General features: G+C 66.0%; 17 protein-coding genes, 2 rRNA genes and 1 pseudogene. 9 read left to right on the top strand and 11 right to left on the bottom strand.

Translation table 11 applies throughout. From position 1 onward, the window contains the following. Positions 1-58: 58 nt before the first annotated feature. Positions 59-409: an oxidoreductase gene (locus JOF55_RS16175; RefSeq protein WP_310275124.1), complete on the bottom strand. Its 351-nt coding sequence runs from the start codon at positions 407-409 to the stop codon at positions 59-61. A 251-nt stretch (positions 410-660) separates the two neighbouring features. On the opposite strand from JOF55_RS16175, the gene lpdA reads away from it, so the two are divergent. From lpdA to lipB, 4 genes are all read left to right on the top strand, one after another. Next, the gene (gene lpdA / locus JOF55_RS16170; RefSeq protein WP_310275122.1) at positions 661-2031 is read left to right on the top strand and encodes a dihydrolipoyl dehydrogenase; all 1371 of its coding nucleotides are present in this window, start codon (positions 661-663) and stop codon (positions 2029-2031) included. An 81-nt stretch (positions 2032-2112) separates the two neighbouring features. After that, positions 2113-3882: a 2-oxoglutarate dehydrogenase, E2 component, dihydrolipoamide succinyltransferase gene (sucB, locus tag JOF55_RS16165; protein WP_310275120.1), complete on the top strand. Its 1770-nt coding sequence runs from the start codon at positions 2113-2115 to the stop codon at positions 3880-3882. A gap of 121 nt (positions 3883-4003) precedes the next feature. After that, positions 4004-4888, top strand: coding sequence for a TIGR01777 family oxidoreductase (locus JOF55_RS16160; RefSeq protein ID WP_310275118.1), 885 nt, complete (start codon positions 4004-4006; stop codon positions 4886-4888). A 24-nt stretch (positions 4889-4912) separates the two neighbouring features. Next, complete coding sequence (lipB, locus tag JOF55_RS16155; protein ID WP_310275116.1) at positions 4913-5662, top strand: lipoyl(octanoyl) transferase LipB; 750 nt, start codon at positions 4913-4915, stop codon at positions 5660-5662. A gap of 94 nt (positions 5663-5756) precedes the next feature. Here the strand turns inward: lipB and JOF55_RS16150 are convergent, their stop codons facing one another. Beyond that, positions 5757-6704 carry an LLM class F420-dependent oxidoreductase gene (locus JOF55_RS16150; protein WP_310275114.1) on the bottom strand — a complete coding sequence of 316 codons (948 nt, stop codon included), beginning with the start codon at positions 6702-6704 and terminating at the stop codon, positions 5757-5759. A 321-nt stretch (positions 6705-7025) separates the two neighbouring features. Here JOF55_RS16150 and tnpB point away from each other — a divergent pair, with 321 nt between their 5' ends. Further along, positions 7026-8459, top strand: coding sequence for an IS607 family element RNA-guided endonuclease TnpB (gene tnpB, locus JOF55_RS16145; protein ID WP_310275112.1), 1434 nt, complete (start codon positions 7026-7028; stop codon positions 8457-8459). A 132-nt stretch (positions 8460-8591) separates the two neighbouring features. Next, a complete protein-coding gene (lipA, locus tag JOF55_RS16140; protein WP_310275110.1) occupies positions 8592-9593 on the top strand; it encodes a lipoyl synthase in 1002 nt (333 codons plus the stop codon). A 1-nt stretch (position 9594) separates the two neighbouring features. Here lipA and JOF55_RS16135 read toward each other — a convergent pair whose 3' ends face one another. Then, positions 9595-10143, bottom strand: coding sequence for a hypothetical protein (locus tag JOF55_RS16135; RefSeq protein ID WP_310275109.1), 549 nt, complete (start codon positions 10141-10143; stop codon positions 9595-9597). Position 10144: 1 nt separating this feature from the next. Further along, positions 10145-11410 (bottom strand): molybdopterin-dependent oxidoreductase, encoded by a 1266-nt coding sequence (locus tag JOF55_RS16130; protein ID WP_374727525.1) that lies wholly within the window; start codon positions 11408-11410, stop codon positions 10145-10147. Between the two features lie 298 nt (positions 11411-11708). On the opposite strand from JOF55_RS16130, the gene JOF55_RS16125 reads away from it, so the two are divergent. Next, entirely contained in the window at positions 11709-12434 is a 726-nt protein-coding gene (locus tag JOF55_RS16125) for a DUF4191 domain-containing protein (protein ID WP_310275105.1), read from the top strand. Between the two features lie 58 nt (positions 12435-12492). Here the strand turns inward: JOF55_RS16125 and JOF55_RS16120 are convergent, their stop codons facing one another. Next, positions 12493-12954 (bottom strand): RDD family protein, encoded by a 462-nt coding sequence (locus JOF55_RS16120; RefSeq protein ID WP_310275103.1) that lies wholly within the window; start codon positions 12952-12954, stop codon positions 12493-12495. A 190-nt stretch (positions 12955-13144) separates the two neighbouring features. Here JOF55_RS16120 and glnA point away from each other — a divergent pair, with 190 nt between their 5' ends. After that, the gene (gene glnA / locus JOF55_RS16115; RefSeq protein ID WP_310275100.1) at positions 13145-14569 is read left to right on the top strand and encodes a type I glutamate--ammonia ligase; all 1425 of its coding nucleotides are present in this window, start codon (positions 13145-13147) and stop codon (positions 14567-14569) included. 99 nt (positions 14570-14668) lie between these two features. Here glnA and JOF55_RS16110 read toward each other — a convergent pair whose 3' ends face one another. After that, positions 14669-15535 (bottom strand): SMP-30/gluconolactonase/LRE family protein, encoded by an 867-nt coding sequence (locus tag JOF55_RS16110; RefSeq protein WP_310275098.1) that lies wholly within the window; start codon positions 15533-15535, stop codon positions 14669-14671. 87 nt (positions 15536-15622) lie between these two features. After that, the gene (locus tag JOF55_RS16105) at positions 15623-16558 is read right to left on the bottom strand and encodes an NADP-dependent oxidoreductase (RefSeq protein ID WP_310275096.1); all 936 of its coding nucleotides are present in this window, start codon (positions 16556-16558) and stop codon (positions 15623-15625) included. Positions 16559-16732: 174 nt separating this feature from the next. Between JOF55_RS16105 and JOF55_RS24495 the strand changes: the two are divergent. Further along, positions 16733-17174 (top strand): annotated as a pseudogene (locus tag JOF55_RS24495) (transposase); the annotation flags it as partial. 135 nt (positions 17175-17309) lie between these two features. On the opposite strand, the gene JOF55_RS16090 reads toward JOF55_RS24495, so the two are convergent. From JOF55_RS16090 to JOF55_RS16075, 4 genes are all read right to left on the bottom strand, one after another. Beyond that, a complete protein-coding gene (locus JOF55_RS16090) occupies positions 17310-20378 on the bottom strand; it encodes a bifunctional [glutamine synthetase] adenylyltransferase/[glutamine synthetase]-adenylyl-L-tyrosine phosphorylase (protein WP_310275094.1) in 3069 nt (1022 codons plus the stop codon). A gap of 67 nt (positions 20379-20445) precedes the next feature. Beyond that, positions 20446-21198, bottom strand: coding sequence for a type 1 glutamine amidotransferase (locus JOF55_RS16085; RefSeq protein WP_310275093.1), 753 nt, complete (start codon positions 21196-21198; stop codon positions 20446-20448). A 210-nt stretch (positions 21199-21408) separates the two neighbouring features. Then, positions 21409-21525, bottom strand: a 5S ribosomal RNA gene (gene rrf / locus JOF55_RS16080). A gap of 94 nt (positions 21526-21619) precedes the next feature. Then, positions 21620-24707: ribosomal RNA gene (locus JOF55_RS16075) — 23S ribosomal RNA — on the bottom strand. Between the last annotated feature and the right edge of the window lie 32 nt (positions 24708-24739).

Here is a 24739-nt window from a genome sequence, read left to right as displayed (position 1 = left end):
ATGCCGCCGCAAGCCACCGCGACTGCTGCGAACCGCGCCGCGAGCCGACAGTCCGCGCTCATTCCTCCAGAGACCTGCGGCGCTCCCGCTTCCGCAGGATGCGTTGCCTTGCCTGGTAGTCACGCATCCGCTGCGGATACCCGGTCTTGGACACCTCGTAGAACGGGATCCCCAGTTTGTTGGTGAACCGATGAGCCGCGTCGGCACTGCGCACCCGGCGCCGTGTCCACTCCCCGTCGTGCGCGACCAGCACCAGTGTCGTCTGCGTCATCACGGTGGGTGGTTCGAGGAATCCCTCCACCCCACGACGCTGCTCGGCCCAGGCACGCAGATACTCGGTGTCCTCCGAAGTCACCGAGTTCGCAGCCGTCCTGCGTCGCCGACGTCGCAGGCGTTTGAACAGACCCACCGTACTCGCCTCCTTCTCCCGGCTCCCCTCCTCGATATTGCCAGCTCGGACATGCACAACCGCGCTGCGCGCGAAATCCGTTCGCGAAGTGTGCGCCGGCTGTGATCTTTGCCGGTGTGGGGGCAAACACTCGAAGCCCACATCGCATCACCGCACCCCGTGGTGACAAGATGAACCCCGGTGCCGGGCTCCGCACGGGCCTGCAGCGCCGCAAGCGAGTTGAATCAATGATGCCTGTCGAGGAGTGCAAAGTGACCGACACGTCCGCCGATCTAGTCATTCTCGGGGGCGGCTCGGGCGGCTATGCCTGCGCTTTCCGCGCGGCCGAACTGGGCCTGTCCGTCGTTCTCATCGAAAAGGACAAGCTCGGGGGGACCTGCCTGCACCGAGGTTGCATTCCCACCAAGGCGCTGCTGCACTCCGCCGAGATCGCCGACGCTGCTCGCGACGGGAATCAGGTCGGTGTGCAGACCTCGTTCGAGGGCATCGACATCGATGGCGTGAATTCCTACAAGAACGGCATCGTCAGCAAACTGCACAAGGGGCTGCAGGGGCTGGTCAAAGCACACAAGGTCAATTATGTGGAGGGTGCGGGCACACTCGTCGACGCCAACACCGTCGAGGTCGACGGCACCCGCTACACCGGCACCAACGTGGTGCTGGCCACCGGTTCGTACTCCAAGACGCTGCCCGGACTGGAGTTCGGCGGCCGGATCATCGCCAGTGAGCAGGCGCTGAATCTCGACTATGTACCGGACAAGGTCGTGGTACTGGGTGGCGGTGTGATCGGTGTCGAGTTCGCCAGCGTGTGGCGTTCCTTCGGCGCCGAGGTGACCATCGTCGAGGCCCTGCCGCACCTGGTGCCCAACGAGGACGAGTACCTGTCCAAGCAACTCGAGCGGGCCTTCCGCAAGCGCGGCATCAAGTCCAAGACCGGAGTGAAGTTCACCGGAGCCGAGCAGAACGAGTCCGGCGTGAGCGTCAGCCTGGAAAACGGCGACCAACTCGACGCCGACCTGCTGTTGGTTGCGGTCGGCCGTGGAGCCAACACCGCCGGCCTCGGCTTCGAGGAGGCCGGGCTGACCATGGAGCGCGGCTTCGTGCGCACCGACGAGCGCCTGCGCACCAACCTGCCGGGCGTCTACGCTGTCGGGGACGTCGTGCCCGGTCTGCAACTGGCGCACCGGGGTTTCCAACAGGGCATTTTCATCGCCGAGGACATCGCGGGCCAGAACCCGCCTGCCATCGACGAGGCCGGTATCCCCCGGGTCACCTACTGCCAGCCCGAGGTGGCCTCGGTCGGCCTGACCGAGACCGCCGCGAAGGAACAGTACGGCCAGGTCGAGACGTTCACCTATGACCTGGCGGGCAACGGCAAGAGCCAGATCCTCAAGACCGCGGGTGCGGTCAAGGTCGTCCGGGCACCCGAGGGGCCGGTACTCGGCCTGCACCTGGTCGGCGAGCGGGTCGGCGAACTCATCGGCGAGGGTCAGCTGATCTACAACTGGGAAGCGCTGCCCGAGGACGTCGCCCCGCTGGTGCACGCCCACCCGACCCAGACCGAAGCTCTCGGCGAAGCCCATCTCGCGCTGGCAGGCAAGCCGCTGCACGTACACGGCTGACGGTGGAGTCGCCAACCGGTACAGGCCCCGTCAGCACAGGTCAGTCAAGCACCCCGCCACACTACGAGGAGTCAGCAACAGATGGCCTTCTCCGTCCAGATGCCGGCACTCGGCGAGAGCGTCAGTGAGGGCACGATCACCCGGTGGCTCAAGCAAGTCGGAGACACCGTCGAGGTCGACGAGCCCCTGCTGGAGGTCTCCACCGACAAGGTCGACACCGAGATCCCCTCCCCCGCAGCAGGTGTCCTGCAGAACATCGTCGCCAACGAGGACGACACCGTCGAGGTCGGCGGCGAACTGGCTCTGATCGGCGACAGTTCCGAGGGTGCCGCCCAGCCGGAGCAACCGGCCGCAGCCCCCGAAGCCCAGCAGCAGACGCCCGCACCCGAGCCCCAAGCCGCGGAGCCGCAGGCGGCACCGGAACCCGCCACGGCCGCTCCCTCTGGGTCGGCGCAGTCCGGTGCGGCGCAGGGCACGGATGTTCAGATGCCTGCACTCGGCGAGAGCGTCGGCGAGGGCACGATCACCCGGTGGCTCAAGCAAGTCGGAGACACCGTCGAGGTCGACGAGCCCCTGCTGGAGGTCTCCACCGACAAGGTCGACACCGAGATCCCCTCCCCCGCAGCAGGCACGGTGCTGGAAATCTCGGCGAGTGAGGACGACACCGTCGAGGTCGGCGGCAAGCTCGCCGTCATCGGTGAGCAGGGTGCGGCACCGGCTGCCGCCCCGGAGCCCGAACCGACCCCGGCTCAACCCGCCCAACCGGCACAACCCGCCCAACCGGCACAAGCGGCTCAGCCCGCGCAGCCGGCTCAGCCCGCGCAGCCGGCTCCGGCCCCATCCCAGCCGCAGCAACAGCAATCGGCTCAGGCTGCCGAGGCACCGAGCGGTGGCGGTCCCTACGTGACCCCGCTGGTGCGCAAGCTCGCCAACGAGCACGGCATCGACCTGACCGCTCTGCAGGGAACCGGTGTCGGCGGGCGCATCCGCAAGCAGGACGTCCAGGCGGCGGTCAAGGAGAAGCAGACTCGCGCGGCCGAACCGGCTCCGGCCTCCGCGCCGTCAACGGCGGCTGCACCGAGCAGTGTCCCCGCCACATCGCCGGAGCCCTCCGAAGAGGCCCAGGCTCTCCGCGGCACCACGCAGAAGATGTCGCGGCTGCGGCAGGTGCTGGCCCAGCGGATGGTGGAGTCGCTGCAGACCGCGGCGCAGTTGACCACGGTGATCGAGGTCGACGTCACCAGGATCGCCCGGCTGCGAGACCGTGCCAAGCACAGCTTCGAGGCCTCCGAAGGAGTCAGGCTGTCCTTCCTGCCGTTCTTCGCCAAGGCCACCGTCGAGGCGCTGAAGCTGCACCCGAAGCTCAACGCCTCGGTGGACGAGGAAGCCAAGGAGATCACCTACCACGGGGCCGAGCACCTGTCGATCGCCGTGGACACCGACCGGGGCCTGCTCAGCCCGGTGATCCACGACGCCGGTGACCTCAACCTCGGCGGACTGGCCCGCAAGATCAGCGACGTCGCCGAACGCACCCGCAACAATCAGGTCAAGCCGGACGAGCTCAGCGGTGGGACCTTCACGCTGACCAACACCGGCAGCCGGGGCGCGCTGTTCGACACCCCGATCCTGAACCCGCCTCAGGTGGGCATGCTCGGCACCGGAACCGTCGTCAAGCGTCCTGTCGTGGTTTCCGACGAGGTCGACGGGGACACCATCGCGATTCGCTCGATGGTGTATCTGGCGTTGTCCTACGATCACCGCCTGGTCGACGGCGCCGACGCCGCCCGGTTCCTCAACACGCTCAAGCAGCGCCTCGAGGACGGCGCCTTCGAAGCCGACCTGGGTCTGTAAAGCGAGCGGAACCCGCAACGGGGCCGTCCACCCGCAACCGGTGGGCGGCCCCGTTGCCGTCTCGAGAAGAACTCGGCCGGAAATTCGTGCGCCGCAGCGATCATTGCGCCATGATCGGGGTATGCGCGTGGTGATCGCCGGTTCGTCGGGATTGATCGGTACCAGCCTCGTTCCCGCACTGCGGCAGGCACGGCACGAGGTGATCCGGCTGGTGCGTGGTCAACCCAAGGCTCCGGACGAGCGCCGCTGGGACCCCGATGCGGGCACCCTCGACGCAAACGCGCTCGACGGTGCGGATGCCGTGGTGAACCTGTGCGGCTCGGGGTTGGGCGACAAACGCTGGACACCCCAGCGCAAACGTCTCCTGGTGTACTCGCGGACCCGGTCCACCTCGGTGCTCGCGCGGGCCGTCGCCCAGCAGGGCGTCCCGGTTCTGGTCAACGGTTCCGGTGTGGGCTACTACGGCGACTCCGGTGATCGGATCGTCACCGAATCATCGCCTCCGGGGGCCGGGTTTCTCGCCAACCTCTGCAGACGCTGGGAAGCAGCGACCGAACCGGCGACGGGTACCCGCGTCGTCCGCATCCGCACCGGTCTCGTCCTCTCCCCTGCCGGGGGATTGCTGGGACAGCTCAAGCCGCTTTTCGCGTGCATGCTCGGCGGGCAGCTCGGCGACGGGCGCCAGTACATGCCCTGGATCTCGCTCGACGACGAAGTGGCCGCGATTCGCTTCGCGGTGGAAAACCCGGAGGTCTCCGGCCCGGTCAATCTCACAGGGCCTGCTCCCGTGACCAACGCAGAATTCACCAAGGCACTCGGTGCCACGATGGGCAGACCCACACCCTGGGTGGTTCCGGCTTTCGCACTGCGGACAGCGCTGGGCGAGTTCGCCGACGAAGGTGCGCTGGTCAGCCAGCGCGCCCTGCCCACCGTGCTGGAGCAGCACGGATTCACCTTTCAGCATCCGTCGGTGGAGGCCGCCCTCACAGCCGCTGTCACCGGCTGAGGGACTTCGAGTAACCTGTCGCGAGTGAGTCGCACCGACATCTCCTGCCGCACCTCGTCCGAGACTGTCGAGGTGCGCGAACTGGGCACCATCGATTACCTGTCCGCGTGGGAGCTGCAGCGGGACTTGGCCGCCGAACGCACCGAAGACTCCGGGCGGGACACTCTGCTCCTCCTGGAGCATCCGTCCGTCTACACCGCGGGCAAGCGCACCGAACCCGAGGACCGTCCCCAGGACGGCACTCCGGTGATCGACGTCGACCGTGGCGGGAAGATCACCTGGCACGGCCCGGGCCAGCTCGTCGGTTACCCGATTCTGCAACTGGCCGATCCGATCGACGTCGTGGACTACGTCCGTCGCCTGGAACAGGCACTGATCCGGGTGTGCGAGCGCTTCGGAATCCACGCCGGACGTGTCGAGGGACGCAGTGGGGTATGGCTTCCCGCCGTGGAGGGCCGACCGGAACGCAAGATCGCCGCGATCGGGATCCGGGTGCAGCGGGGCGTGACCATGCACGGGTTCGAACTCAACTGCAACGCGGACATGGCGGAGTTCGACCGGATCGTGCCCTGCGGCATCAGCGACGCGGGTGTGACCTCGCTGTCGCAGGAACTCGGCCGTGACGTCGCCGTCGCCGAGGCACTACCGCTGGCCCGCCAGGATGTCCTCGACGCGCTGGAGGGCACCCTGCCGGTCACCGAATGCAGCATCGATCGTGCGGAGGAACCCACCGCAGCGGGGGTCACGCTCGCCCTGGATCCGAGTCTGCGCTGACGAAACCCGCCACTCCGCAGTCTCCGCGGCGCCACCGCCGCATCCGGCGTTGCCGGACGGCGGCGGTGGCGACCGAAGGCGACCCGGAGTGTCCTCAGTCGAGCTGCGGTACGACCTCCGAGGCGACGAGTTCGAGCTGGTCGAGGTCGGAGACGTCGAGAAGCTGCAGGTAGAGACGAGTGATCCCGGTACGCCTGCGCCACGCCCCGATCGTGTCCACGACCTCGGCGGGAGTGCCGGTGAGGCCGTTGGCACGGAGCTCGTCGACCTCGCGGCCGATCACCGCCGCGCGACGGGCGATTTGCGCCTCGTCCTTGCCCGCGCACACCACCAGCGCCGCCGATCGCACGATTTCCGAGGGATCACGGCCGAGCTCCGTGCATGCCCGGCCGACCCGATCGAATTGCTCGGCCGCCGTGGCAACGTCGACGAAGGGCAGGTTGAACTCGTCGGCGAACCTGGCGGCCAGCATCGGAGTCCGCTTCTTGCCCGCCCCGCCGATCAGTACCGGTGGGCGCGGCCGCTGCACCGGCTTGGGCAAGGCCGGTGAATCGGCCAGTTGGTAGTGGGTGCCCCGGTAATCGAACGTGGCCCCCTGCGGGGTGTCCCACAAGCCGGTGATGATCTCCAACTGCTCGGCGTAGCGGTCGAACCGCTCCCGCAGGGCCGGGAACGGAAGGCCGTAAGCGGTGTGCTCCTGCTCGTACCAGCCGCTGCCGAGTCCGAACTCGAGCCGGCCGCCGGACATCTGATCGACCTGGGCCGCGGAGATGGCCAGTGGACCGGGAAGCCGGAAAGTCGCGGCACTCATCAGCGTGCCCAGCCGCAAGCGCGTCGTCTCCCGGGCCAGACCGGCCAGGGTCAACCACGCGTCGGTAGGACCCGGTTCACCGGAGATCGGCCCCATCTTCAGGTAGTGATCGGATCGGAAGAACGCATCGTACCCGGCCGCTTCGGCGGTTCTGGCCACGCGCAACAGGTCATCGTAGGTGGCGCCCTGCTGGGGCTCGGTAAAAACCCGGAGTTTGAAATCCTCATTCACACGTCCTGAGACTAATTACGGTCCCACCACGTCTGCGAGGTGACGTCTCCGATCGGGTACGGATGAGGCATGCCCACGTGGACCGAAAACGACATCCCCGATCAGTCCGGCCGCACGGTGCTGGTCACCGGCGCGAATTCCGGCCTGGGCCTGCACAGTGCCCGGCTCCTGGCCGCGAAGGGGTTGGGGGCTGTTGGTGGTGGTGTGTCGGGGTGGGGTGTTCTGTGTTGCTCTGTGCGTGGTGGCGCTGTTGGTTGTCGAACTGGTGTTTCACTCGCTGGGGTGATGACACCGGCCAGTGGGCATGGGCATGATCACGGTGTGACCGGTCGCGTGTGCGTTCCCGCCGGGCAGCACCAGGAGGAGGGTTCTGCCGGCGAGTCGGGTCGGGTGGTGCAGGCGTATCGGTTCGCGTTGGATCCCACGCCGCCGCAGCAGCAGGCGTTGGCGTCGCATTGTGGGGCGCAGCGGTTCGCGTTCAACTGGGCACTGGACCTGATTGGGGCGAATCTGGCCCAGCGGGAGGCCGAACGCTCTTATGCACTCTCGGACGAGCAGTTGACTCCGGCGGTGCCGTGGTCGGCCTATGGGGTGCGCAAGCTGTGGAATCAGGTCAAGGACACGGTCGCGCCGTGGTGGGCCGAGAACTCCAAGGAAGCCTACTCGTCGGGCCTGGCGAACCTGGCAACCGCGCTGGCCAATTGGCACGCCTGCCGGGCGGGCAACCGCCGGGGCAAGCCGGTGGGGTTTCCCCGGTTCGCCGCCAAGCGGGGCCGGGCCTCCTGCCGGTTCACCACGGGCTCCTTCGGGTTGGCCGAGGCCGACCGCAGGCACGTGACACTGCCCCGCATCGGCACCGTGCGCATGAGTCGACGCGCAAATTGGCTCGCCACGTCGAGCGAGGCCACGCCCGGATCCGCTCGGCGCCCATCTCGTACCAGCAGGGCCGGTGGTGGGTCTCGTTCTCCGTGGAGATCCAGCGCCAGGACCCAGCCCCGACCCAGCCCGAGACGGTGGTCGGGGTGGACCTGGGGGGTGACAAACCTGGCAATGCTGTCCACGGGAGAGGTCATCGCCCCTCCGAAACACCTGGCCGTGGCGCTGCGGGAGTTGCGGCGCCTGCAGCGCCGAGCGGCCCGGCAACACGGCCCCGACCGGCGCACCAGGCAGCAACCCTCGACTCGGTGGCGAAAAACCCGGGCCAAGATCGCGAAGCTGCATGCGCGCCTCGCGAACCTGCGCCGCGAAGCCCTGCACCAGCTCACCACCCGGCTGGCGAACACCTTCGGCACGATCGTGCTCGAAGACCTGCACGTGGCGGGCATGTTGGCCAACCACCACCTGGCCCGCGCCATCAGCGATGCCGGCCTGGCCGAATTCCGCCGCCAGATCGAATACAAGACCACCTGGCGCGGCTCCACACTGGTCCTCGCCGACCGGTGGTATCCCTCCAACAAGACCTGCTCGGACTGTGGCGCGGTGAAAGCCACATTGCGCCTGTCCGAGCGGATGTTTCACTGCCAGGCCTGCGGTTTACATATCGACCGCGATCTCAACGCCGCCCGCAACCTCGCCCGCCTCGCGGACGAAACAGTGGCACCGTCCACGGAGAGTCGCGCCGGGACGCAAAACACGCCCGCTGGAAACCCACACCCGCCCACCCCCGAGGCGGGCACCGGGTACCGCCACGGGAAGACCCCAGCCACAGCCGGGGCCAACGCTGCGCCGCAAGGCAACAGCTCAGGAACAGCTTGACACAATTCCTGAACGGCTCACCTGCTTCTTGCGTGCCGCAACGCCGAACGCGGCAGGCAAGCACTCTCCCAGATTTCTCAGCGTGACCTCGCCCATTGCCGAGCCCCCACCCGATGGGCGTAACCTGTGGCCGTGACTGTGGCGCCGGAGGGGCGGAAACTGTTGCGTCTGGAAGTGCGCAACAGTCAGACCCCGATCGAGAAGAAACCGTCCTGGATCAAGACTCGTGCCCGGATGGGGCCCGAATACCAGGAACTGAAGAGCCTGGTGAAGCGTGAGGGACTGAACACCGTCTGTGAGGAAGCAGGCTGTCCCAACATCTTCGAGTGCTGGGAGGACCGCGAGGCCACCTTCCTCATCGGAGGTGACCAGTGCACCCGCCGCTGTGACTTCTGCCAGATCGACACGGGCAAGCCCGCCGAACTCGACACCACCGAACCCCGCAAGGTGGCCGAGTCGGTACAGGCCATGGGCCTGCGCTACTCGACGGTCACCGGGGTGGCCCGCGACGACCTCGACGACGGCGGCGCGTGGCTGTATGCCGAGACCGTGCGACAGATCCACGACCTCAATCCCGGTACCGGCGTGGAGCTGCTGATTCCGGACTTCAATGCCGAGCCCGACCAGCTCGCCGAGGTGTTCGGATCGCGTCCGGAAGTCCTGGCGCACAACGTGGAGACCGTGCCGAGGATGTTCAAGACGATGCGGCCCGCCTTCCGTTACGACCGCTCGTTGCAGGTGCTCACCGAAGCCCGCGAGGCCGGGCTGGTGACGAAGTCGAATCTCATTCTCGGTATGGGCGAGACCCCCGACGAGGTCGAGCCCGCGCTGCGCGATCTGCACGAAGCAGGCTGCGACATCATCACGATCACGCAGTACCTGCGTCCGAGCCCCCGGCATCATCCGGTGGACCGCTGGGTCAAGCCCGAGGAGTTCGTCGAGCACACCAAGGCCGCCGAGCGCATCGGTTTCCCCGGCGTCATGGCCGGTCCCCTGGTTCGCTCCAGCTACCGGGCGGGTCGCCTGTTCGCCAAGGCCACCCAGCATCGTGGGATGCCCCTGTCGGACAACCTCGCCCATCTTGCCCAGGCACAACCCGCCGCTCAGGAGGCCAGCAGCCTGCTGAGCCGCTGATTCACTCGCTGTCGGGGCCGCGGCCAGGAGAATGGTCGCGGCCCCGACTCGTGTCCCGGGCACCGCTTCGGTGGCGGAACGCATAGCCCAAGCGCGCTGCATAGGCGAGAACACCGGCACCGAACATCACCGCGGTGAGGAGCAGCCAGCGATGGGAGAACGGCTCCTGAGTCTGCCCGGTGGCGGCGATGTACGTGGCCGAGGACCGTTCGAGGATGCCGGGGTAGAACAGGATGAACAGGAGTCCGACACCGAGTGCGGGCAATCGGACGTAGTTCACCGGCGAGACCGGCGGGCGCATGCGCTGCGACCGCCGCAGCGCGCGGGATCCGCCGGTGAGGAACCGGTCCCCCAGCGCGTACACGGGAAAGAGCACGAAATCGTGCACGATGACGGCGGCACCGAACCAGACGAGCATGCGCGAGAACATCGGTGCCGACTCGGCCAGGCTCACCGCATAGCCCGCGAGAGTGCAGCCGGCCAGCAACAGCAGCAGGTGCAGTGGGTTCGCCCCGTAGAGCCACAGCCACCCGGTCCGGATTCGACGCACCTCAAGGGCTCCTGAACTCGATCGAACGCACCCACTTGGTGTTGTGCACCCCCGGCAGCGCCGGGACGATCACTCGCGCGGGGTAGCCGTGGTCCAGCGACAGGTCGGCACCGTTGACCCGGAGGGCCAGCAACGAGTCGGGATCGCGGACCTGGTTGGGCTGCAGGGTCGCCCGGTCGAAGGCACCGACGGCTTCCAGTGATCGCACGTACGCCGAGCCGGGATGGGCGACTCCGGCGAGCGCGGCGAGATCGCGCAGTCGCACCCCCGTCCAGGTCTCGGTCGTCATCCAACCCTCGACACAGGCGATGGGCAGTCTCGCGGTGTGCTGCGGCATGGCCAGCAACGCCGCACGATCGAGCTTGACCGGTTCGGGGCCTCCGGTCAGCACGAGGCGCCATCCCGCCCCGACATCCCGAGGACCGATCAACGCCGCCTCGGCGGTGCGGTTGATTTGGAAGCCGTTGGGTCCGTCGCCGTAGGAGCGGCCACGGGGCAGCAACAGAGCGAACTGCCGCGCCCACCCGCCGATACTCTGACCGACCGTCAACACGGCGACCAGCAGGGAACCGCTGCCCACCAGTCCCAATGCTCCGCGACGGCTGACCGTGGGGGCATCGGGCCTGACCGCGACCAACCCGTCCACGTCGAGTGGCTCGGGACGGGTCTGCGCACGGGACGTTCGCAGCTCCCCGCGCAGCGAGCGCGAACGCAGCGCGGTGATCAGGCGAGGCAGCTTGATGGCCACGTGCACCACGAAGCCGGCGATGAACACCCAGGCACCGAAATAATGCGCGGTGTAGAAGCTGAAACCGAAGACGTAGTCGTACTGGATGTTGAGGACACCGGTGCCGATCTCGAACAGTACCCCGCCGACAAGCAGCAGCAGCGAGAGTCGTTCGACGACCTGTGCCACGGACCGGGCCTGCGGCCAGATGAACAGTTTCGGAATGACCGACCACAACTTGGCCAGGACCACCGGGATCAGCACGAGCCCGAGCAGCACATGCACGCTTTGATTCAGCCCGTAAAGCCAGGACGGGTGCGTCGGCCAGGTGAACAACGGCAGGCGCAGCCAGCCGACCTCGACCGGTATCGCCTGTCCGAACTGCGGCGCGTAGGCGATGTAGGACACCAGGCCGGTGAGAGTGACCGCGGGCAGGGTGACCAGCAGGACCGCTCCGAACACCGAGGTCAACCAGGGCCCGCGCAAGGGGCTCCGCCACAGGCGTGACCGGCCGAAGCCGGGAGGTCGGTACCGCGCCATGCCGCGCCACCACCAGCGGGGAAAGGACTCGGATTGGCGGTCGGCGGGATCAACCGAGTGCGCACCCGTCTGCGCGGACTCGGCGGAATCGCCGGGCTGCCCGGACTGTGGGGTGGTCAATGGCTCCGCTCCCGGTGGTCACGGCCGGTCTTCAAGCCTGCGGACGCAATCACCCTCGCACGGACACGGTCACCTTGGCATACTTCCGCAGGGGCACAGCGCGCTCGGGACTCTCCCGTTGCGCACCATTCGTCACCGTCTCGACGGTGGCTCGGGGGTGCGCCGTATCCTGGTGGGCATGGCCAAGCAGGACAAGGCCGCCAAGAAAGAGGCGGCCAAGCAGAAGCGGCAGGCATCCAGCGCACGCCGCAAACAGTTCTTCGAGGCGTTCAAGATGCAGCGCCGGGAGGATCGGCTGCTGCTTCCGCTGATGCTGGCGGTGTTCGTCGGGGTCGCGTTGGTGGCGTTCCTGCTCGGCTTGGTCTGGGGCCTGCAGTGGTACTTCCTGCCGGTGGGCATCGCACTCGGCGTTCTCGGGGCGGTCATCATCTTCGGCAGGAGGGTGCAGGCCAATGTCTACCGCAAGGCCGAGGGGCAGCCCGGTGCGGGCGGCTGGGCATTGGAGAACCTCCGGGGCAAGTGGCACCTGTCGCAGGCGGTCTCCGGTACCAGTCAACTCGATGCCGTGCACCGGGTGATCGGACGCCCCGGCATCGTGCTCGTCGGCGAAGGGGCACCGCACCGGGTGCGAAACCTGATGTCCCAGGAGAAGAAGCGGATCTCGCGTCTGGTGGGCGACACCCCGATCTACGAGTTCATCGTGGGCAACGAGGAAGGCCAGGTGCCGATCCGCAAGCTGCAGTCGCGCATCATGAAACTGCCTCGCAACATCAACGCGGGGCAAGCCGACTCCCTGGAGAAGCGTCTCGCCGCGCTGGCCGGTCGGGGCAACTCGATGCCCAAGGGACCGACTCCCCAGGGCGCGAAAATGCGCAGCATGCAACGTGCGACCCGCCGCCGCTGAGCCACCGGCGCACCGGGGCCGAAACTTTCCCGGAAACTTCGGCCTCGGCCGGAGGGCTCTAGCGGCGTAGCACGACGGTCCCGGTGAGCCGGTCGTGCCAGGATCGGCCGTCCAAGTTCCACAGCACGGCGGGAACCAGCAACAACGTCAGCAAACAGCGCAGCAAGGCGCGTGGTACACCGACCACCATGGCCCCGTCCAGTCGGGAGACCCAGATTCCGGTCACGGCCATGCCGGGAGTGAATCCGAAGAAGCCCACCGGCACGATCGTGATGAGGATCCAGGCCAGCAGGCTCCAGTTGCCCGGTAACTCCGGTGCGGTGAACAGACCGGCCACAAGCGCGGCCAGCCCCAGATCGATGAAGAAGCCCAGTGCCCGCCTACCGGTGGGGGCCGCCGCACCCGATCCGCTTTCCGGCAGGCCCAGCCGCTCGCCTCGCCACCGCTGCCGGTCGGTGTCATCCTGGTGACCGTACGCGGCCCTCGGGCCGGACAGCCAGGAACCCGTCACTCTACCCACGGCTTCAGGATACGGCCTGCTCGAGCAAGCCCCTGCAAGTGCAGCTGAAGCAGGTCGCTATCGCGTTAACGTCGACGAAACACAGGAGTGACGACCAGGCAACACCGGCGTCCTAGCGTAGATGTCGAGTCGGTGACCGCAAGAGTCGCCGGTGAGCGGTACAAGCAAGCGTACGAAGGAGCCATCGAGGGTGTTCAAGAATCCAGACGAGGTCCTGCGCTTCATTTCCGACGAGGGCGTGAAGTTCGTTGATGTCCGGTTCTGTGACCTGCCGGGGGTCATGCAGCACTTCACCGTACCCGCATCGGCGTTCGACCACGACACCTTCATCGAAGGGCTGGCTTTCGATGGTTCGTCGGTTCGCGGTTTCCAGTCGATCCACGAGTCGGACATGCTGCTGCTGCCCGATCCCTACACCGCGCGGCTCGACCCGTTCCGCATCGAGAAGACACTGATCCTCAACTTCTTCGTGCACGACCCGTTCACGTTGGAGCCCTACAGCCGGGATCCGCGCAACATCGCGCGCAAGGCCGAGCAGTACCTGGCGGAGTCCGGCATCGCCGACACCGCGTTCTTCGCCTCCGAGGCCGAGTTCTACATCTTCGACTCGGTGCGCTTCTCCGAGTCCGCGAACACCTCGTTCCACGAGGTCGATTCGATCGAGGGCTGGTGGAACACCGGGCGCAACGAGGAAGGCGGCAACCGCGGTTACAAGACCCGCTACAAGGGCGGCTACTTCCCGGTCTCGCCGTACGACCACTTCGCCGACCTGCGCGACGAGATGACCACGGAGCTGAGCAAGGCGGGCTTCGAGGTCGAACGCGCCCACCACGAGGTCGGCACCGGCGGCCAGGCCGAAATCAACTACAAGTTCAACACGATGCTGCACGCCGCCGACGACCTGCAGCTGTTCAAGTACATCATCAAAAACACCGCATGGCGGAACGGCAAGACCGTCACCTTCATGCCCAAGCCGCTGTTCGGTGACAACGGCTCCGGCATGCACTGCCACATGTCGCTGTGGCAGGACGGCAGCCCGCTGTTCCACGACGAGTCCGGCTACGCGGGCCTGTCGGAAACCGCGCGTTACTACATCGGCGGCATCCTGCACCACGCACCGAGCCTGCTGGCGCTGACCAACCCCACGGTGAACTCCTACCGGCGGCTGGTCCCCGGTTACGAGGCACCGGTGAACCTGGTCTATTCGCAGCGCAACCGGTCCGCCTGCATGCGTATCCCGATCACCGGTACGAACCCGAAGGCCAAGCGCGTCGAGTTCCGCTGCCCGGACCCGTCCGGTAACCCGTATCTGGGCTTCGCGGCGATGCTCATGGCAGGCGTGGACGGCATCAAGAACAAGATCGAGCCTGCCGAGCCGATCGACAAGGACCTCTACGAGCTGCCGCCCGAGGAGGCCAAGAACGTTCCGCAGGTGCCCGATGAGCTGTCCAAGGCCGTCGACAAGCTCGAAGCCGACCACGACTACCTGCTCGAGGGCGGCGTGTTCACCGAGGACCTGATCGAGAACTTCATCGCGCTCAAGCGGGAGGACGAGATCGACCCGATCCGGCTGCGCCCGCACCCGCACGAGTTCGCCCTCTACTTCGACGTGTGATCCTGCCGGTCGACAGCGGGGCCGGTGGCGGAGATTCGTCCTGCCACCGGCCCCGCTGGGCGATCTCCCGGGCGAAATCGACCGCCCCGGGATGCTCGCTCAATGGCCGTTCCAGGCGGTTGTGGGCAGGCCGACAGATCCGGGGCGGAACCGCAGCAACGCACCCGCATAGGGGTCGGCACGCAGGTCACGCTCGTGATAACCGACACATGCCGAGGTCACGTACATCTCGTCCAGCCGACGACCACCGAACGCCAGCCCGGTGATCCGGGCGGTGGGTGCCCACAGCACTGTCTCGAGGTCGCCGTTCGGCCGGTAGCGATGAATCCTGCCGGTGCCGTCCAACGCCACCCAGACACACCCTTCACGGTCCACCACGATTCCACGCGGGTTCCCTTCCGACTCGGAACAGACGACCCACCGACGGCCCGCACCGAGACGACCGCGCTTGGCATCGTAGGCGTACATCCAGATCACCCGCGGCGCGGAATCGACGAGGTACATCGTTCCGCCGTCGGGGCTCCAGTCCAGTCCACCGGGTGCGGTAAGCCCATCCACCAAGGGCCGGGCCCGATCGGAGTCCAGCACGTACAACGCGTTTCCCCGCTCGCTCCGGTCGTAGGTGGCGGTGCCGGCGAGAAAACGTCCCGCCGGGTCACAGGCCCCCTCGTTCATCCGGTCACCACAGGGCACTTCGGCAACCGGGTGCAAACCGGCGCGGGACCGGGACAGCCGGGCAAAACCGTGCCCGGCCGCCGTGATCACCTGTCCGCTCCGGCTCACAGCGAGGGACGTCACCGCTGCGGACAACACGTTCACGTCATCGCCACCGGAATTCCGGTGGTAGGTGTGCAATTCGCGTCGCAGCACATCCACCCAGCGCACTGCATTGAACGCACGCATCCACACCGGACTCTGACCATGCAGTGCTTGCCGGTCAACGAGCAGTTCGAACTCTTCGGACATCGTGCACTCCCGGTGTCCAACCACGCGGCAGAACCCGTGCATGATGTCACCACGCCCGAGCGAATGGCTACCACCGCAGGAGTGCGATCACGCCGGAGTGAGCACCAGCTTGCCGCGTACGTGACCGTCCTCGAGCACTCGGTGTGCTGCAGCGGCCTGTTCCAACGGGAAGGTCTGCTGGACCTCGACGCGAAGTTGCCCGTTGTCGGCAAGCTCGCCCAGCCACGTCAACTGTTGCGAGTCCGGATGCACGAAAACGTACCGACCGCCCTGGGACAGCACAGTGTCGGGGTCCATGACCGAGACATGCCGCTCGGGACTGCGCACGATCGAAGGGGAGTCCGCCAGCGCCTGCCCACCGACGAAGTCCAATGCCACGTCCACTTTGCCCTCGCCACCGACGAGCTCGGCGAGCCGTTCGGGAAGGCGCTCACCGTAGGTCAGCGGCTCCGCACCGAGCTCCCGCAGGAACTCGTGATTGCCTTCGGAGGCCGTGCCGATCACACGAGACGCGCCCATCGCGGTGGCGATCTGCACAGCGAGGTGTCCCACCCCACCGGAAGCGGCATGCACCAGGACGATGTCACCACGCCCGGCTCCGGCAGCGTGCAACGTCTGCACCGCAGTCAGACCGGCCAGGGGAATCCCCGCCGCCCGTTCGAAATCCAGCGAACGAGACTTGTGCGCGAGCGTTCGCACGGGCGCTGCGACCATATCGGCGTAAGTCCCGTTCTGGACGTGATCCTTACGCACATAGCCGACCACCTCGTCACCGGGTCGGTACCCGGTCACCGCCGGGCCCGCCGCGCGCACCACGCCGGCAACGTCCCAACCGGGAATCAGCGGCATGTGATGTGGGTACGCACCCTGCAAATAACCACGGCGAATCATGTAATCCACCGGGTTCACTCCGGCCGCACGGACCTCGACGAGGACCGTATCCGGCCCCACCAGCGGATCATCCAGCTCCTGGAGGGACAGTACCTCGGGCTCACCGAACTCGGTCAACGCAACAGCCTGCATACGAGCAACATCCCACAGGCGGGAACGCGTCGCCTGCCGGAGACCTCTTTCGAGTACTAGTAGGACTTTGTTAACTCGTTTCTGTTGGGTGGGATGATGGTGGGAGACACCGGAGGAGATGCAGGCCGTGGCCCCACGGATCGAGGAGTTCGCGGCCCGGATGCCGCGGTGCGGCGGCTGGCGCTGGACATGCTCGACGAAACCCCCGAGGACTGGAACCTGTCGGCCCGGCCGGTGGTCGCCGACAGCGGCTACGGCGATGCCACCGCTTTTCGTTTCGGGCTCGCCGAACGCGGCCTGTCCTCTGTGGTCGCGGTCAAGCCTGGCACCTGCCCGCAGCCCGGCTGATCGTCGAATGGCCACCCGGAGAGCCCGAATCCACCGACTACTGGATCTCCAACCTGCCCGCCGAGACACCCTGCGCGAACTGGTGCAGCTGGCCAAGCTGCGCTGGCGCGTCGAACACGACTACCGCGAACTCAAAACCGGCCTCGGCCTGGATCACTTCGAAGGCCGCAGCCTGCCCGGCTGGTACCGCCACGTCACCCTGGTCAGCCTGGCACAGGCCATCTGCACCCAGCTGCGGGCCGACCCAAAAGCCCCTGCGCCGGCCTGACCCTCTACGCAGTCCTGCGACACCTGCAAACCCTGCTGGCCGTCTGGACCGGCGCCTGCCCCACCTGCCACCAAACCGCCCCGGACAGCTGGAAACCCCCTGACCAGCAACGATCAAACACTTGACAAAACCCTACTAAGAGACTCCGGGAGATTCCTCGTAAAATATTCGCTCGACCACTGCCCTCGCACGCCGGGTGACACGGAGATAATCATCGAGCACTTCCCCCGTGTCCACTCCGGTCGGGTAACCGAGAGCCGCTGCCACGGCGATCAGTTCCCTGGTTTGTTTGGGCAACTGATCACCGGACTTTCCCCGCACCAGCATCACCGCATTGCGGGCACGCATCGCCAGCATCCACGCGGCAATCAGCTCGTCGGCGTCGCTCTCGGCCAACACGCCGACCCCCATCGCCGCACGGAGACCTTCCACGGTCGAGGTGGTACGCAATTCCGGAAACTCGTCGGCATGGCGCAGCTGCAACAGTTGCAGTGTCCATTCCACATCGGCGAGCCCACCGCGCCCCAGCTTGGTGTGCGTGGTCGGGTCCGCTCCTCGCGGTAAACGTTCCGCATCGACACGAGCCTTGATGCGGCGGATCTCGCGGATATTCGCACCGTCCAGACCACCCCGCGGGTAGCGGATCGTGGCGATCGACCGGCAGAACCGCTCCCCCAAGTCCTCGTCCCCCGCCACCGGACGAGCACGTAGCAACGCCTGCGCTTCCCACACCTTGGCCCACCGTTGATAGTAGTTGAGGTAGGAGTCCAGCGTACGTACCAGGGCACCGCTTCGTCCTTCCGGACGTAGCTCGATATCGACCTCCAAGGGCGGGTCCAGGCTCGGCTTGCCCAGTAGTCTGCGTATCTGCTCCACGACGGTGGTGGCGAACCGCAACGCCATGGATTCCTCGACATGCTCGGCCGGTTCGCACACGAACATCACGTCCGCATCGGATCCATAGCCGAGTTCGGCGCCACCCAACCGCCCCATACCGATCACGGCGATCCGAGCGGGCGGCAGTCCACCACCGGCCCATTCGGGACGTCGGGCCACCTCACGCACGGACGCGTCGAGTGCGGCCTCGAGAACCGCCGCCCACACACTCGACAGTGCCCGGAACACCGCTTCGGGCTTCATCAGACCGAGCAGGTCGGCACAGGCGACACGAAGCATCTCGTGCCGCCGCAGCGAGCGTGCCGCAGCGACCGCACGTTCCGGGTCGCCGTGCCGCGAAACCGCGCTACGCAAGGAATCCGCCACCTCCCGCGGATTCCGGCCCGCCAGGGCAGACACATCGGACAGCAACCGCAATACCTCGGGGGCGCGTACGAGGAGTTCGGGAACCAGCTTGGAAGTGCCGAGCAATACCGCCAACCGCTCGGCCACCGCACCCTCATCACGCAGCAAGCGCAGATACCAGGGCGTTTCGGCCAGAGCCTCGGACACCTTCCGGTAGGCGAGCAGCCCGCCGTCCGGATCCGGAGTCTCGGCGAGCAGATCCAGCAGCATCGGCAGCAAAGTGCCCTGGATACTCGCGCGACGCGAGACTCCGGCCGTGATGGCTCCGATGTGCCGCAACGCGCCCTCGGGCGAGGTGTAACCGAGAGCGCTCAACCGGTCGACCGCGGCATCGGTGGTCAACCGCAGCGCCGCCGAAGGAACCTTCGCCACCGCCTCCAGCAGCGGGCGGTAGAACAGTTTCTCGTGCAATCGCCGAACCCGGTTACTGTGCCTGCGGAACTCGGTGAGCAGAACAGCGCCTGCGTCCTTGCGGCCACTGGAGCGCAATCCCACCGACTTGGCGAGAACGTGCCGGGCGTTGGCGTCATCCGACCCCGGAAGCAAGTGCGTACGCCGCAAGCGGCGCAACTGCAGGCGATGCTCCAGGATGCGCAGAAAGCGGTACGAGTCCGCCAGGTCCGCGGCATCCGTGCGCGCGACGTAGCCGTTGTCGCCCAGCTTTCGCAGCGCCTCCACAGTGGCCGACGTGCGCACCGAGTCGTCACTGCGCCCGTGCACCATCTGCAGCAGCTGCACGGCGAACTCCACGTCACGAAGCCCGCCCCTGCCGAGTTTGATTTCACGTTCGGCGTGCTCCGGCGGAACGTGCTCCTCGACCCGGCGCCGCATCGAGCGCACATCGGACACGAAGTCCTGCCGCTCCGCCGCAGTCCACACCAGCGGTTGCACGGCTTCCAGATAACGCATGCCGAGATCACCGTCACCCGCCACCGGGCGAGCTTTGAGCAGCGCCTGAAATTCCCACGTACGGGCCCATCGACGGTAATAGCTGAGATGCCCGTCCAAGGTACGTACCAGAGCACCCGCCTTACCCTCCGGGCGCAATGCCGCGTCGACCTCGAAAAACGCGGTCCCGGCCACACGCATCATCATGCTGGCCAGCCGGGTCGCCGGGGCGACGTCCTCCTCGGATTCGGCCACGAAGACGACATCCACGTCGCTGACGTAGTTGAGTTCCCTCCCCCCGCACTTGCCCATCGCGATCACCGCCAGCCGAGCGACCGAATCGTCTTCGGAAAGTTCGGCCGCCGCAACGGACAGGGCGGCTCGCAGTGCCGCGACAGCGAGATCGGAGAGCGAGCTCGCCACCTGCTCGTAGGTGGTCGAGGCGACACCGGGTTCGACGACAGCGGCGAGATCGGCCGCAGCCACCTCCAGCAACAGCCCGCGGTAAGCAGCGCGCAGCGCACTCGTGGCGGCTTTCCCCTGCAACGACGCGACCGGCCCACCGGGTGTTCCGGGGACTCCACTGCCGCGTGCACCGACCGATTCCAGCAGCACCGAGGTGTACTCGTCGACATCGCGCATGTTCTGCCGACAACCGGTACGCAGTCGGCGCCAATCACCGGGATGTGCCACCAGGTGGTCGGCGAAGGCACCGGAGACACCCAACGTTGCGAACAGACGCCCGCGTAGCCCCTTGTCGGTGACCAGTTCCGCGGACAACTCGGGCCACGTCATCCCCACTGCCTCGCGTAACCGCTCGACCGAGTGCAGTGCGAGATCGGGATCAGGCGCTCGCGACAGTGCCGAGACGACCCGTTCCGCCTCCGCCACAGGCCCGGAATCGGACCACCAGCCTGCAGCCCGCAACTGCGTCTCCGCACGTTGCACGTCGCTGAAGCCGTACCTGGCCGGAGAGGGCATCGATCCCGGACGCTGGGAGCCGCTCTGGGTCATATCCGAACCGTAATCCGTGACGTCGGCCGAGCCGAGTCGTCACCGCACTTACCTCCTGCGATCACGCTCACACGAGCGGCAGCGAGCGGCTGCCCGGACGTTCGTCCGGGGACTGCCCGGCCAGGTCGACGAAGCGCTCCACCACCGGCTGCCATGTCTCGGCCAGATCACCGTGGAAGGCGTCGAGGTGATCACGATCGAACTGACCGGAGCGAGCGGTTTCGGCGAGATCGGGCATATCGCGCGCCCACTCCAGAACCGTATCCGTGCTCGTCTCGATGTGGAATTGCAGACCATATGCCCAATCACCCACTCGAAATACCTGATTCTCGCACTTCGGCGAGGAAGCCAGCAGCTTCGCGGACGGAGGCAGGGAGGCCACTTCGTCCCGGTGGAACTGCAAGACGTCGGGAGTCAGCGGCAGAGGTCCCAATAGCAGGTCCTCGGCAGCAGCATCACGCTTGGCCACCAGCAGCGTGCCCACTTCGGGGCCGTCGCGTACCGGTTTGACCCGGCCTCCGGTCGCCGCTGCCAGCAACTGAGCCCCCAGGCATATGCCGAGCACCGGCATCCGTCGACCGACTGCCTGACTCAACAGTGCTCGAACACCGCTGAGCCACGGGTACTCGAGGTCATCGAGCGCACCCATCCCACCGCCCAGCACCACCAGCGCCGAATACGCATCCACGCTCTCCGGCAGCTCCTGTGCAGCGGGCAGGACAACGTCAAGTTCCGCACCGGCCGCAGTCAGCCACTCCCCCAGCTGTTGAGGAGGACCCTGCTCGGACGGTTGGACAAGGAGAATCCGCACACCACCCATGTGCGTCAGGGTACGGATCGCCGGAGACTCATCTCACCCACCATCCGAGAGCGAGTTCGGCGACATCCATCGAATCGTGGTGCTCGACGTTCATCGGCCGAGGTTCTCGCCGTACCGTTGCCTTCGCAATCGGTTTTGGTCGGGACGTGAAAAAATCGGAGGGGCTGTGCAGTCCGCGCAATGCGGTGTGCACAGCCCCTCCGAAGTGGGGGTCGGCGGTGTCCTACTCTCCCACACCCGTGGGGGTGCAGTACCATCGGCGCTGGCGGGCTTAGCTTCCGGGTTCGGGATGGGACCGGGCGTGTCCCCGCCGCTATGACCACCGACTCGTTCTGGCCACACAGTCTAGCCCATGGCCAGTGTGTGGAGTTTATGGGGGGTGGTTGTTGTTTCAGATCCGTATAGTGGATGCGCACCCTGGGTGGGTAAGTCACTCGGCCGATTAGTACCGGTCGGCTGCACCTGTTGCCAGGCTTCCACCTCCGGCCTATCAACCCACTCGTCTGGTGGGGGCCTTACCCGATCCAGGTCGGGGGGAGACCTCATCTGGAGGACGGCTTCCCGCTTAGATGCTTTCAGCGGTTATCCGTGCCGAACGTAGCCAACCAGCCGTGCTCCTGGCGGAACAACTGGCACACCAGAGGTTCGTCCGTCCCGGTCCTCTCGTACTGGGGACAGCATCTCGCAAGTCTCCGAACGCGCGCGGCGGATAGGGACCGAACTGTCTCACGACGTTCTAAACCCAGCTCGCGTGCCGCTTTAATGGGCGAACAGCCCAACCCTTGGGACCGACTACAGCCCCAGGATGCGACGAGCCGACATCGAGGTGCCAAACCATGCCGTCGATATGGACTCTTGGGCAGGATCAGCCTGTTATCCCCGGGGTACCTTTTATCCGTTGAGCGACACCGCTTCCACCAGCCAGTGCCGGATCACTAGGCCCTGCTTTCGCACCTGCTCGACCCGTCGGTCTCACAGTCAAGCCCCCTTGTGCCCTTGCACTCGCCACCTGGTTTCCAACCAGGCTGAGGGGACCGTTGGGCGCCTCCGTTACCCTTTGGGAGGCAACCGCCCCAGTTAAACTGCCCACCAGGCACTGTCCCTGATCCGGATCACGGATCGAGGTTAGACGCCCGCAACGACCAGAGTGGTATTTCAACAGCGACTCCACCCACACTGGCGTGTGAGCTTCCCAGTCTCCCACCTATCCTACACAAGCCGAACCAGACACCAATACCAAGCTACAGTAAAGGTCCCGGGGTCTTTCCGTCCTGCCGCGCGTAACGAGCATCTTTACTCGTATTGCAATTTCGTCGAGTCCGTGGTCGAGACAGCGCCCAAGTCGTTACGCCATTCGTGCAGGTCGGAACTTACCCGACAAGGAATTTCGCTACCTTAGGATGGTTATAGTTACCACCGCCGTTTACCGGCGCTTCCATTCTCCGCTTCGCGGGCGCACCCACTAACGAGTCCTGTTAACGTTCCGGCACCGGGCAGGCGTCAGTCCGTATACCTCGTCTTACGACTTCGCACGGACCTGTGTTTTTAGTAAACAGTCGCTCGGGCCCACTCTCTGCGGCCACCACCAGCTTCGGAGGCAACGCTCCTACACCGGCCATGGCTCCCCTTCTCCCGAAGTTACGGGGACATTTTGCCGAGTTCCTTGACCACGGTTCGCTCGCTCGCCTCGGTATGCTCTACCTGACCACCTGTGTTGGTTTGGGGTACGGACCACCCACGCACTCGCTAGAGGCTTTTCTCGGCAGTACGGGATCACCCACTTCGCCACACGGGCTCGGCCTCCGGTCTCAGGCACCGGTGCACGGATTTGCCTGTGCACCGCCCTACACCGTTACCCCGGGACTACCATCGCCCGGGATGGGCTACCCTGCTGCGTCACCCCATCACTGACCGGACCGCCGGGCCTCGCCACCATGAGCACCGGACACCGTCCCGCACAGCGGAACAGGCCGGCACCGATAGCACCGAGAACACCGACACCGGTATGGGACGCGCGTCGGCGGGTACGGGAATATCAACCCGTTATCCATCGGCTACGCCTGTCGGCCTCGCCTTAGGCTCCGACTCACCCTGGGCGGATCAGCCTTGCCCAGGAACCCTTGGTCATCCGGCGGCAGAGATTCTCACTCTGCTTGCACTACTCATGCCCGCATTCTCTCTCGCATGGTCTCCACGACTGGCTTACGCCGCCGCTTCACCGTCCACACGATGCTCCCCTACCCACCATGACACAGTCACGGCGACACGGCTTCGGCGGTGTGCTTGAGCCCCGCTACATTTTCGGCGCAGGACCACTCGACCAGTGAGCTATTACGCACTCTTTCAAGGATGGCTGCTTCTAAGCCAACCTCCTGGTTGTCCGGGCAGTCCCACATCCTTCCCCACTAAGCACACACTTGGGGGCCTTAGCCGGTGTTCTGGGCTGTTTCCCTCTCGACGACGGAGCTTTTCCCCCGCCGACTCACTGCCGCGCTATCCACGCCATGCCATTCGGAGTTTGGTTGACGTCAGTACCCCACACAGGGCCCTCCACCATCCAGTAGCTCTACCTGCACGACGAAACACACGACGCTGCACCTCAATGCATTTCGGGGAGAACCAGCTATCTCCGAGTTTGATTGGCCTTTCACCCCTACCCACAGCTCATCCCCCAGGTTTTCAACCCTGGTGGGTTCGGGCCTCCACCCGGTATTACCCGGGCTTCACCCTGGCCATGGGTAGATCACTCGGTTTCGGGTCTAGAGCACGCGACTACCACGCCCTGTTCGGACTCGCTTTCGCTCCGGCTTCCCCACCACGGGTTAACCTCGCCACGCACCACTAACTCGCAGGCTCATTCTTCAAAAGGCACGCCATCACCGCGAACGGCTCTGACGGATTATAGGCACACGGTTTCAGGGACTCTTTCACTCCCCTCTCGGGGTACTTTTCACCATTCCCTCACGGTACTCTCCGCTATCGGTCACCAGGAGTATTCAGGCTTACCAGGTGGTCCTGGCCGATTCACACGGGAATCCACGGACCCCGTGCTACTCGGGATCACACCCGGGAGCACGCACCACTTTCACCGACGGGGGTCTCACCCACTACGCCTGCGCATTCCAACGCATTCAGCTGGCCATGCATACACTCCCCGCTGAGGCGGCAGCCCCAACCAGATGCTCCCAACAACCCCGAGCACGCAACGCCTGCCGGCTTGCCACGCACCCGGTTTAGCCACACATCCCGTTTCGCTCGCCACTACTCGGGGAATCGCTATTGCTTTCTCTTCCTGCGGGTACTGAGATGTTTCACTTTCCCGCGTTCCCTCCCACTGCCCTATACATTCAGACAGCGGTGACCGGACATCACTCCGGCCGGGTTTCCCCATTCGGACACCCTCGGATCACAGCTCGGTTGACAGCTCCCCGAGGCTTATCGCAGCCTCCCACGTCCTTCATCGGCTCCTGATGCCGAGGCATCCACCGTGCGCCCTTACACACTTACACACCAAGTATCAAGATGCTCGCATCCACTATAC

The sequence above is a fragment of the Haloactinomyces albus genome, from assembly GCF_031458135.1.
Classification (GTDB): domain Bacteria; phylum Actinomycetota; class Actinomycetes; order Mycobacteriales; family Pseudonocardiaceae; genus Haloactinomyces; species Haloactinomyces albus.
This window is presented reverse-complemented; position numbering and strand designations above follow the sequence as displayed.

Bases quoted from the DNA above. Each gene is read 5' to 3' on its own strand.
- JOF55_RS16125 (WP_310275105.1), top strand. From the start codon at position 11,709: ATGGCCAAGCAGGACAAGGCCGCCAAGAAAGAGGCGGCCAAGCAGAAG.
- JOF55_RS16090 (WP_310275094.1), bottom strand. From the start codon at position 20,378: ATGACCCAGAGCGGCTCCCAGCGTCCGGGATCGATGCCCTCTCCGGCC.
- JOF55_RS16130 (WP_374727525.1), bottom strand. From the start codon at position 11,410: ATGGCGCGGTACCGACCTCCCGGCTTCGGCCGGTCACGCCTGTGGCGG.
- JOF55_RS16105 (WP_310275096.1), bottom strand. From the start codon at position 16,558: ATGCAGGCTGTTGCGTTGACCGAGTTCGGTGAGCCCGAGGTACTGTCC.
- JOF55_RS16085 (WP_310275093.1), bottom strand. From the start codon at position 21,198: ATGGGTGGTGTGCGGATTCTCCTTGTCCAACCGTCCGAGCAGGGTCCT.
- sucB (WP_310275120.1), top strand. From the start codon at position 2,113: ATGGCCTTCTCCGTCCAGATGCCGGCACTCGGCGAGAGCGTCAGTGAG.
- JOF55_RS16160 (WP_310275118.1), top strand. From the start codon at position 4,004: ATGCGCGTGGTGATCGCCGGTTCGTCGGGATTGATCGGTACCAGCCTC.
- JOF55_RS16110 (WP_310275098.1), bottom strand. From the start codon at position 15,535: ATGTCCGAAGAGTTCGAACTGCTCGTTGACCGGCAAGCACTGCATGGT.